Source organism: Empedobacter sp. UBA5987, from assembly GCF_002429865.1.
Classification (GTDB): Bacteria; Bacteroidota; Bacteroidia; order Flavobacteriales; family Weeksellaceae; genus Empedobacter; species Empedobacter falsenii_B.
Genome location: NZ_DJBB01000051.1, coordinates 23,013 through 32,408, shown reverse-complemented (window position 1 = coordinate 32,408; position 9,396 = coordinate 23,013). Strand labels below are relative to the sequence as shown.

The 9,396-nt window shown below is 35.3% G+C and carries 9 protein-coding genes; 6 read left to right on the top strand and 3 right to left on the bottom strand.

What is annotated here, in order from left to right; genetic code table 11:
* Window positions 1-89 precede the first annotated feature (89 nt).
* Window positions 90-413 carry a HopJ type III effector protein gene (locus B3J26_RS08645; RefSeq protein ID WP_291067802.1) on the bottom strand — a complete coding sequence of 108 codons (324 nt, stop codon included), beginning with the start codon at window positions 411-413 and terminating at the stop codon, window positions 90-92.
* Between the two features lie 157 nt (window positions 414-570).
* On the opposite strand from B3J26_RS08645, the gene B3J26_RS08640 reads away from it, so the two are divergent.
* The gene (locus B3J26_RS08640) at window positions 571-891 is read left to right on the top strand and encodes a hypothetical protein (protein ID WP_291047041.1); all 321 of its coding nucleotides are present in this window, start codon (window positions 571-573) and stop codon (window positions 889-891) included.
* 117 nt (window positions 892-1,008) lie between these two features.
* Here B3J26_RS08640 and B3J26_RS08635 read toward each other — a convergent pair whose 3' ends face one another.
* Together B3J26_RS08635 and B3J26_RS08630 are read right to left on the bottom strand one after the other, a co-directional pair.
* Window positions 1,009-1,200 carry a hypothetical protein gene (locus B3J26_RS08635; RefSeq protein ID WP_291047040.1) on the bottom strand — a complete coding sequence of 64 codons (192 nt, stop codon included), beginning with the start codon at window positions 1,198-1,200 and terminating at the stop codon, window positions 1,009-1,011.
* A gap of 18 nt (window positions 1,201-1,218) precedes the next feature.
* Window positions 1,219-1,707, bottom strand: a complete 489-nt coding sequence (locus B3J26_RS08630) for an SPOR domain-containing protein (RefSeq protein WP_291047039.1) — start codon at window positions 1,705-1,707, stop codon at window positions 1,219-1,221.
* A gap of 414 nt (window positions 1,708-2,121) precedes the next feature.
* Here B3J26_RS08630 and B3J26_RS08625 point away from each other — a divergent pair, with 414 nt between their 5' ends.
* Genes B3J26_RS08625 through B3J26_RS08605 form a run of 5 tightly spaced genes read left to right on the top strand, consistent with a single transcriptional unit; the run spans window position 2,122 to window position 9,392 of the window.
* Window positions 2,122-3,540, top strand: coding sequence for a c-type cytochrome (locus B3J26_RS08625; RefSeq protein WP_291074156.1), 1,419 nt, complete (start codon window positions 2,122-2,124; stop codon window positions 3,538-3,540).
* 22 nt (window positions 3,541-3,562) lie between these two features.
* A complete protein-coding gene (locus B3J26_RS08620) occupies window positions 3,563-6,724 on the top strand; it encodes a TAT-variant-translocated molybdopterin oxidoreductase (RefSeq protein ID WP_291067803.1) in 3,162 nt (1,053 codons plus the stop codon).
* Window positions 6,725-6,758: 34 nt separating this feature from the next.
* Window positions 6,759-8,162, top strand: coding sequence for an NrfD/PsrC family molybdoenzyme membrane anchor subunit (gene nrfD / locus B3J26_RS08615; protein WP_038336919.1), 1,404 nt, complete (start codon window positions 6,759-6,761; stop codon window positions 8,160-8,162).
* Window positions 8,143-8,712: a DUF3341 domain-containing protein gene (locus tag B3J26_RS08610; RefSeq protein ID WP_221627898.1), complete on the top strand. Its 570-nt coding sequence runs from the start codon at window positions 8,143-8,145 to the stop codon at window positions 8,710-8,712. The genes nrfD and B3J26_RS08610 overlap by 20 nt, the downstream gene beginning before the upstream one ends.
* Window positions 8,712-9,392, top strand: coding sequence for a c-type cytochrome (locus B3J26_RS08605; RefSeq protein ID WP_286486256.1), 681 nt, complete (start codon window positions 8,712-8,714; stop codon window positions 9,390-9,392). The genes B3J26_RS08610 and B3J26_RS08605 overlap by 1 nt, the downstream gene beginning before the upstream one ends.
* Window positions 9,393-9,396 lie beyond the last annotated feature (4 nt).

The window sequence follows — 9,396 nt, the reverse complement described above, 5'->3', positions numbered from 1 at the left end:
ACAGTTTTTGGGATACTGCCTTAAATTAACAAAAAACGTCTTACATTATGTAAGACGTTTTTTGTTTATTCTAATTATTCTTATCGAGATTATTTCTTTCTCAATACTTCGTTTTCAAATTTGACACCATTCCAACCGTTCTTCATAAATTGACGAATGTTGTTGTGGTCTGTTCCTTCTGGCGTATCTAAAACCGCTTGATAATGTTCTGCAAATAATTTTAAGGTATCATCTTCCGAAAAATTATTCAATTTTGCGAACGCAAAAACTTTTGCACTTCCTTGATTTTGATCGACAACATTTTCCTGATTTCCATTTACAAATGCAGAAGCTGTATAAGTATAATTTTCTTCGATATGTGCGATAACATCAGCAAAATTTGCTTCGTTTTGGTTTAATTTTTCTAAAATCATTTTATCTTTTTGTCAAAAATAAGAACTTATTTCGAATACAATAAATCATTAAGTATGTTAAATTTTTTATGTCATCAAATTGTTAACGTATGTTTAACAACTTTCTGTCTATTAATTAATTAGATTTATAATTATTAACAAAATAAAAATAAATTTTATGTTCGAAAGAAGGCAATTTAATTATGAAACGTCAAGTGTTGCGCTAAGCGAGCTTGCCAAAAAAGGATATCAAGAAGATTTTAATTTATTAGAAAGTGATTTGATTGATCATCCGCATGATTTTAAGATTATTTACATCTATCGTTACGAAGGAAATTCGAGTCCCGAAGATGAATCGAGTGTTTATGGAATCGAAAAAATATCGACTGGAGAAAAAGGTGTTTTAGTTGCAGGTAATTTAGGATTTGTACAAACTAATTTAGCATCGATACTTATCCAATTAGAAATTGAGGGCAGAGTTAGAATTCTGAACAACTAAAAACAAAAGCATGAATCAACTACTAAATATTACCATTAAAATATAAAAAAGCGTTACCAAGATTATTGATAACGATTTTTTTATGTTTTCGAATAAATTTTAAATCTCTAAAAGAAGTTAATCGTTTTCTATTTTTAGTAATTGTCTATATTCAGAAAAACGATGCTCGCGAATATGTCTTATAAAAGGTTCTGTTTTGAAATATAAAACTAAACATGGAGAAATATTTTTATATTTTTCTACAAACTCAAACGAAACTAATTCGCCATTATTTATTCGTTGTTTTATTTTGTTGTGATAAGGATACATTTTCCTTTTTATAAACTATTACTTCGCTTTTCTACACAAAACCTTGAACGGAATAGAAAAAGCACTGTTATATTTTGATTTTAAACGACGAATATCTCTCGAAGCTGATGCTCTTGTGAAATAATCTCCAACCAAAACACGATAATCTGGCGAGAAATAAGCAGTCTGAGCCGATAAATGTGGATAAGAATTAGAAAATTCATTTCTTACTTTCTCCGCATCTTTTCTATCTTTTGAATAATAAATCTGAATTTTGAAACCACTTACTTGTGGCGTTCCCGCACAAGGATCATTAGATTGTATAACTGGTTTTTTCTCTGTCGGTTTCTTTACAGTAGTGGTATAACTACAAACAGCATCTTCTTTTGCTTTTAATACATTATTTATTCTACTATCAATTTCCATATTCAATGTACCATTATTGATGATTTGAACAGTATCAATTTTATCTTGAGCAAAAACACAAGAAGAAAAAGTAATAAGGAATAAAAAGATAAATTTTTTCATAAGATGAAATTAATTTGTGCAAATATACTTTTTACAATTAAGTTATTAAATTTTATAGACTTTTATTTTCTTACAACGAATATTGTTCCAATTTTTTTATGAATACTAATTAATGATGATAAAACTATAAAATTGATTGGCAGATTCTAATAAAAAGAACTTTGATTATTTTTAAAATTATGTTAAATAGCAATTTTTCTTGTTCTAAATCTTTTCTACAAAACCAAATAGATAATATTTATAGACCCATATTTTTTAACAATTAATTTAGAAACGTTTTAAATTAAGCTCAATGACAAAGTTCAGTATGTAAACTTTATGATTTTATTAAGTATTGAAGCTATTTTTGCTGTTAGTTAAGTGTTCAAATAAAAACGAGTTAAAAGAAACAACGAACTGAGATTATTTAAGTAAATGAAGGCAAGATTTCTAAAAAGAATACGTTTATGGAGCTGCGCGATAATACTATCGACGTTCTCCTTAGTAAATGCCCAAGATGCAGGTAAAGGTTACGAATTATTCGAAGCCAACTGTACTGCATGTCACCAGATTGATGGTAAATTAATTGGGCCGGAATTACGTAATGTTGAGAAACGCGTACAAGAACAAGCTGGACTTGGAAAAGAGTGGTTACACGCTTGGATTAAGGACAACAAAGCTTTACGTGCGTCTGGAGATGCGTATGCAAACAAAATTTTCGCTGAGTACAATAACACTGAAATGTTAGCTTTTCCTAACTTATCTGACGGTGATATTGATAATATTCTAGCGTATACTGCCGATCCTGATGGTGGTAAAAAGGCTTTTGATGATGCAAAAGCTGCAAAAAAGAAAGAAGCTGCTGCTGCTAAAGCTGCTGCTGCCGGAAACGGAGGCGGTGCTGGAACAGGAGTTATCGCAGTTGGATTTGTTGTATTAGCAGCATTATTATTGTGGATTTTGGTTCGCGTTAATGCATTAGTTAAAGCAACTGCAACTGATGATTTAGATTCTAAAGAAGAAAAAGCTGCTTTTTCTTTCGCAAACTTCTTCCAAAAATACCAAAAAGTTGGTGGTGTGTTAATCGCAGTATTAGCATTCTTTGCATTGTACAACGTGTATTGGGGATTAATGGGAATTGGTGTTGATAAAGGTTACGAGCCAGAACAACCAATCTATTTCTCTCACAAAGTTCACGCAGGTGTACAAGGTATCGACTGTCAGTACTGTCACAGTTCTGCTAAATACGGTAAAGTGTCTGGAATTCCTTCACCAAACGTATGTATGAACTGTCACAAAACAATCAAAGAATACAAAGGAGATTACTTCGAAGAAGAATTAATCACTTCTGGTAAATTCGCTGATGAGGAGGCGGTTAAGAACTTCTATACAGGAGAAATCCAAAAAATGTATAAAGCGATTGGATGGAATCCAGAAACGAACAAATACGATGGTCCACAAAAACCAATCGAATGGGTACGTATCCACAATATGCCAGATTTCGTATTCTTTAGCCACGCGCAACACGTTGTAGCAGGAGAGAAAGCGATTAAGAAAGCAATTAAAGATGGAACTATTCCAAATGCTAAAGAATTGAACATTGGATCAGGAGACCAAGTTTGTTTCGCATGTCACGGACGTGTTGATGAAATGAACGAAGTAAAAATGGCGAATGATTTCACAATGGGATGGTGTATCGAGTGTCACAGAACTACTGAGGTAGATATGGACAACGAGTATAACAAAGAATATTACGCAGAACTACACGAAAAACTGAAAAAACAGTACGGTGACGCAACTAAGATTACAGTTGATGCTATCGGAGGTTTAGAGTGTGGTAAATGTCATTATTAATATAAAAAAGAGAGGAGTATAAATGGCTTCGAAGAAAAATTACTGGAAAAGTTTTGAGGAGTTAACTGACAATACATTAAATGAAAAGTTAACTACCAACGAATTTGCAGAAGAAATTCCTGTAGATAATTTCTTAGGGAATGATAACGCCATGGAGAATAGTCAAACTTCACGACGTGACTTTTTGAAGATTTTAGGGTTCAGTACAGCTGCTGTTACTTTAGCAGCCTGTGAAGCTCCAATCGTAAAATCTGTTCCTTATGTAGTGAAACCAGAAAACATTATGCCTGGTGTACCTACTTATTATGCATCAACAGTTTTTGATGGATACGATTACGCGAACGTATTAGTACGTACAAGAGAAGGTCGTCCTATTAGAATTGATGCAAACAAAGGCGCAAAATATTATGGTTCTACAAATGCACGTGTTCAGGCATCTGTATTATCATTATACGATTCTGATAAAATAAAATCACCTTTAACAAACGCAGGTGATAACTTCAAAGCAACATCTTGGAAAGAGCTTGATGCACGTGTAACAAAAGCATTAGCATCAGTAGGAGGGAAAAAAGTAGTTATTTTAACTTCTTCTTTACCTTCACCAACAACTAAAAAGTTGATTGCTGAGTTTGCAACAAAATATCCAACAACTCAACACGTTGTTTATGATGCAATTTCTTCTACGAATGCATTAGACGCAGCGCAAGAAGTTTACGGAAAAAGAGAATTGCCATTCTATGATCTTAAGAATGCTGAATTAGTTGTTTCTTTCAACGCAGATTTCTTAGGTGATTACAATGGTGGTGGAATGGAAGGTGATTATGGTGTTGCTCGTAAACCAGGAGCAAACATGATGCGTCACATCCAAGTAGAATCTGTTTTATCTTTAACAGGAGCAAATGCTGATACACGTTATCCATTAAAACCAACTGATACTGAAAAAGTATTGGCTGAAGTTTATAATAAATTAGCAGGTGGTTCAGCTTCTTCTAAAGAAGCATTAGCTATTGCTGCTGAATTAACAGCAAAAGGTTCTAAAGCTGTAGTAATGGCAGATGGTTCGAAAGAAGCATACGCAATTGCATTTGCAATTAACCAATTATTAGGATCAGCTGCAGTTTCTGATAAAGCTGTTTTATTAAAAGAGTCTAACGACGCTGTATTTAATCAATTTGTTGCTGAAGCTAAAGCTGGACAAGTTGGAGTTTTATTAAACTTCCAAACAAATCCAATTTACAATGCTAAAAATGCAAAAGAAATTGAAGGAGCTTTTAAAAACATTGGACTTAAAGTTGGTTTAGTTGAAAAATTAGACGAAACTGCATCAGTAATGGACGTTATTGCTCCAGTTACTCACGGTTTAGAGTCTTGGAATGATTTCAACCCATTAACAGGTGTATATTCATTACAACAACCAACAATTCCACGTATTTTTGATTCTCGTCAATTCCAAGATTCATTAATCGCATGGATGACAGGAGTTACTAAAGTTACAGAAGTAGAAGATCCAAATGATCCAATTATGGTGATGGCGGTTTCTGCAACAAGACAAAAAGTTTCTCCATATTACTTATATGTAAAACAAAACTGGGAATCAGCTATTTTACCAAAATTAGGTGTAGATTTCAACAAAGCATTATACAATGGTTATAATGAAGCGACTGAAACTTCTGCATTTAATGCTAACACTGGTGTTGCTGCTGCGGCTGCTACAAAATTAGCTGGAGCTAAAGCAACAGAATGGGAAATTCAATTCTATTCTAAAGCTGGTTTAGGTGATGGTACACAAGCAAATAATCCTTGGTTACAAGAATTACCAGATCCAATTACACGTAACTCTTGGGATAACTATTTAACAGTTAATCCAAATGATGCGGAAAAATTAGGAATCAAAATTCAAGATAACTATAACGTTACAAACGGAAGAATGCAATTTGACGGTGAGTATGTAAACTTAACTGTTAATGGAGTAGTTTTAGAAAACGTTCCAGTATTCATTCAGCCAGGTCAAGCAATCGGAACTGTAGGTTTAGCTTTCGGTTACGGTCGAACAAAAGCTGGTAAAGTTGCAAACAATGTAGGGGTTAATGCTTTCGCATTATACACTGGTAACGTAGGTGCATCTAATGTTAAGATCGAGAAATCTTCTCGTTCAGATAAACACGAATTTGCTAACATGCAACAACAACCAACATTGATGGGACGTTACGAAATCGCAAGAGAAGTTTCTTTAGCAGATTTCATCAACACAGATCGTCAAGAATGGAATCCAGTTGCGAAGATGCCAACATGGAGAGGAGATTCTCCAGTAGGTGAAGTTGACTTATGGGCTAGTTTTGATCGTTCTACAGGACCTCACTTCAATTTAACAATTGATATGAATTCTTGTACAGGATGTGGAGCGTGTGTAATTGCTTGTCAAGCAGAAAACAACGTGCCAACTGTTGGTAAAGAGCAAATGCGTATGTCGAGAGATATGTATTGGTTAAGAATTGACCGTTACTACTCTGATGTTACTTACCAAGATAAAGATGGAAAATTAACTCAAAAAGTTGCGTTAGAATCTGATCCAGATAACGAACCACAACAATATACACGTTTAATTAAGCCAGAGGCTGAAAATCCAGATGTGATTTTCCAACCATTAATGTGTCAACACTGTAACCACGCTCCTTGTGAGACTGTGTGTCCAGTAGGTGCAACATCTCATGGTCGTCAAGGTCAAAACATGATGGCTTATAACCGTTGTGTTGGTACTCGTTATTGTGCAAATAACTGTCCTTACAAAGTACGTCGTTTCAACTGGTTTAACTGGGCGAATAATGACAAATATGACTTCCACATGAACAATGATTTAGGTCGTATGGTACTTAACCCAGACGTTGTTGTACGTACACGAGGAGTAATTGAGAAATGTTCATTCTGTATCCAACAAACTCAAGCTGCAATCTTAAAAGCTAAGAAAGAGAATAGAGTAGTTAAAGACGAAGAGTTTATGGCTGCTGCTGCTTGTGCTGCTGCTTGTGGAACAGGTGCGATGAAATTTGGTGATATCAATGATGATAAATCTGAAGTAAGAGCAGCTTCAAAAGATAAACGTTCTTATGTTTTATTAGAAGAAATTGGTACAAAACCAAACGTTATCTATCAAGTAAAAGTTAGAAACAGAAAAGAACAAGCTTAATTAAATTAGTAAAGAATTAATAAGGTAAACAAATATGTCACATTACGAATCACAGGTAAGAGAACCCCTTATTTTAGGACATAAAACCTACCACGATATCACAGTAGACATTGCTCGTCCAATTGAGACGCCAGCAAGTAAATTGTGGTGGACATGTTTCAGTATAGCAATGGTTGCATTCATCTTTGGTGTTGGAGCAATTGCTTATACCGTAGGAACTGGTATTGGTGTATGGGGATTGAATAGAACGATTAACTGGGGATGGGATATCACCAACTTCGTATGGTGGGTAGGTATCGGTCACGCTGGTACGTTAATCTCGGCCGTTTTATTATTATTCCGTCAAAAATGGAGAATGTCGGTTAACCGTTCTGCGGAAGCCATGACGATCTTCGCCGTTGTACAGGCAGCGTTATTCCCTGTAATTCACATGGGTCGTCCATGGTTAATGTACTGGGTATTCCCAATTCCTAACCAATTTGGATCTTTATGGCCTAACTTTAACTCACCATTATTATGGGACGTATTCGCGATTTCTACGTATTTCTCTGTATCAACAGTTTTCTGGTTGATGGGATTAATTCCTGACTTCGCTATGGTACGTGACCGTGCAACAAAACCATTCGCTAAGAAAATCTACGGAATCTTATCATTCGGATGGGGTGGTGGAGCAAAACACTGGCAACGTTTCGAAGAGTTATCTTTGGTATTAGCTGGTTTATGTACACCATTAGTATTCTCGGTACACACGATTGTATCTTTTGACTTCGCAACGTCGGTAATCAAAGGATGGCACTCAACAGTATATCCTCCATATTTCGTTGCCGGAGCTATTTTCTCTGGTTTCGCGATGGTACAAACATTATTAAGTGTAATGCGTAAAGTTTTACACTACGAAGATTATATCACACGTAAACACATCGAGTACATGAACATTGTAATCGTTGTAACAGGTGGTATGGTTGCAGTAGCTTACTTAACAGAGTTATGGATCGCTTGGTATTCAGGATCTCGTTACGAAGACTTTACATACTTCTCTCCAGGAGCAGCAACAGGACCTTATTGGTGGGCATTCTGGGCGTTAATTATCTGTAACGTTTTAGTACCAGGATTATTATGGATTCGTCCAATCAGAAGAAACTTCTTCTGGACATTCGTTATCTCTATTGTAGTTAACATCGGTATGTGGTTCGAGCGTTTTGATATTATCGTTATCAACTTATCTCGTGACTATTTACCATCGAGCTGGACAATGTTTATGCCTTCATGGGTAGACGTAGGTATCTTCTTAGGTACTATGGGATTCTTTTCTGTGTTATACTTATTGTACGCACGTACATTCCCAGTTATTTCACAATCTGAATTAAAAACTATTTTGAAATCATCAGGCGAAAGCTATAAAAAACATCATACTGAAGATGAGCATCACGAACACTAAAATCGTTTATGGTCTTTACGGAGACGATGATGATTTATTAAAAGCAGTAAAATCTATTCGTAAACAAGGTATTACGATAGATGAAGTATATACACCTTTCCCTGTACACGGTTTAGATAAAGCCTTAGGATTAAAGAAAACTCGTATTTCTGACCTTGCTTTCTTCTACGGTGCATTTGGTACAACGTTAGCATCTTTGATGACATGGTTTATTATGAACCATGACTGGGCTCAAGATATTGGAGGGAAACCATCTTTTTCTTGGGGTGAGAATATGCCAGCTTTCGTTCCTATTATGTTCGAGTTGACAGTATTCTGTGCAGCGCACTTTATGTCATTAACATACTTAGTACGTAACAAAATGTACCCAGGTGCTAAAGCTAAAAACCCAGATCCACGTACAACAGATGATAAATTCTTAATCGAAATCAGAACTGCTGATGTTGAGAAAATCAAAAATGTATTTGTAGAAACTGGTGCTGAAGAAGTAACTGTAAAAGGTGATGTAGTCGTAGAACCAAGTGTTAACAATTTAGTACAAGAAGCATAATGAAAAAGATAGCATTACTTATAGGATTAGGAAGTATTATTATCACTTCTTGTTCTGATAAAAAACGTCACGCAAGTATCGTATATATGCCAGATATGTATTATCCTACAGCATATGATCCTTACGAAAAGGCAACTTTTGGTTACCCTCATGACGAAGAAAACTCTGAAGTTCCTGTATTAAGTAAAAATCACAATATGTCTGCATTAGAATCTGTAGAAGGTGCTGTTGCAAGAACAGATGGTGATATTTTACCATGGACTTTCAAAAACAATAACGCTGGTTATGCACAAGCAAAAGCAGTAACTGTTTCTCCTTTGAATGCAGCTAACAAAGCTGCAGACTTAGAAAGAGGTAAGTTATTGTTTGGACAAAACTGTGCAGTTTGTCACGGTGACGCTGGTGATGGACAAGGATCAATCGTAAAATCTAAAGCTTATTCAGGTGTTCCTAATTATAGCGAAAGAGATGTTACAGTAGGTTCTGTTTATCATGTAATTATGTACGGAAAAAATGCGATGGGTTCTTACGCATCTCAATTGACTCCTGCAGACCGTTGGAGAGTTGCTGAATATGTAATGAGTTTGAAAGGTGCAACTACAGCTGCCGCTGCTCCAGCCGGAGAAGCAACTGCTGAAGCAAAACCTGCAACAGAAACTGAAACAGCAACTAATAAATAATAAA

Bases quoted from the DNA above. Each gene is read 5' to 3' on its own strand.
- B3J26_RS08645 (WP_291067802.1), bottom strand. From the start codon at position 413: ATGATTTTAGAAAAATTAAACCAAAACGAAGCAAATTTTGCTGATGTT.
- B3J26_RS08640 (WP_291047041.1), top strand. From the start codon at position 571: ATGTTCGAAAGAAGGCAATTTAATTATGAAACGTCAAGTGTTGCGCTA.
- B3J26_RS08635 (WP_291047040.1), bottom strand. From the start codon at position 1,200: ATGTATCCTTATCACAACAAAATAAAACAACGAATAAATAATGGCGAA.
- B3J26_RS08630 (WP_291047039.1), bottom strand. From the start codon at position 1,707: ATGAAAAAATTTATCTTTTTATTCCTTATTACTTTTTCTTCTTGTGTT.
- B3J26_RS08625 (WP_291074156.1), top strand. From the start codon at position 2,122: ATGAAGGCAAGATTTCTAAAAAGAATACGTTTATGGAGCTGCGCGATA.
- B3J26_RS08620 (WP_291067803.1), top strand. From the start codon at position 3,563: ATGGCTTCGAAGAAAAATTACTGGAAAAGTTTTGAGGAGTTAACTGAC.
- nrfD (WP_038336919.1), top strand. From the start codon at position 6,759: ATGTCACATTACGAATCACAGGTAAGAGAACCCCTTATTTTAGGACAT.
- B3J26_RS08610 (WP_221627898.1), top strand. From the start codon at position 8,143: ATGAGCATCACGAACACTAAAATCGTTTATGGTCTTTACGGAGACGAT.
- B3J26_RS08605 (WP_286486256.1), top strand. From the start codon at position 8,712: ATGAAAAAGATAGCATTACTTATAGGATTAGGAAGTATTATTATCACT.